This window comes from Paramesorhizobium salinisoli (assembly GCF_003335045.1).
Lineage (GTDB): Bacteria > Pseudomonadota > Alphaproteobacteria > Rhizobiales > Rhizobiaceae > Paramesorhizobium > Paramesorhizobium salinisoli.
The window spans coordinates 1-612 of record NZ_QOZG01000104.1; the positions used below are offsets into that span (position 1 = coordinate 1).

At 60.8% G+C, this 612-nt stretch carries 1 protein-coding gene; it reads left to right on the top strand.

From position 1 onward, the window contains the following. Positions 1-612, top strand: a 612-nt coding sequence (locus tag DUT91_RS25115) for an IS3 family transposase (RefSeq protein WP_114443061.1), incomplete at both ends; no start/stop codon positions are given.

A 612-nucleotide genomic window follows, 5' to 3' on the forward strand; every position in this document is an offset into this window, starting at 1 on the left:
ATCTATCGGCTGTATCGCGAGGAAGGGCTTTCGGTTCGCAAGCGGAAAGCCAGGCGGCGTGCTGTCGGCACGCGTGCGCCGATACTGGTCGAAGCGAAGGCCAATGCCCGCTGGTCGCTGGATTTCGTCCATGATCAGTTCGCCTGCGGAAGAAGATTTCGCGTGCTCAACATCGTCGATGACGTGACGCGCGAATGCCTGGCAGCGATCCCCGACACCTCGATCTCCGGCCGTCGTGTTGCTTGCGAATTGACGGCGCTCCTTGAGCGGCGCGGCAAGCCCGGCATGATTGTCTCCGACCATGGCACGGAATTCACGTCGAACGCGATCCTCGCCTGGTCAAAGGAGCACAAGGTCGAGTGGCACTACATCGCACCGGGAAAGCCGATGCAGAACGGTTATATCGAGTCCTTCAACGGGCGGATGCGCGACGAGCTGCTGAACGAAAGCCTGTTCTTCGGTCTCGATCATGCCCGCAGCGCCATCGCCGAATGGGCAGACGATTATAACCATTCCCGGCCGCACTCATCGCTCGGATATCTGACCCCGGCAAGCTATGCCGGAACCATCGCCGCAACCGGCTCCAACGCTGCGCAAGATGAAGGCTACGCG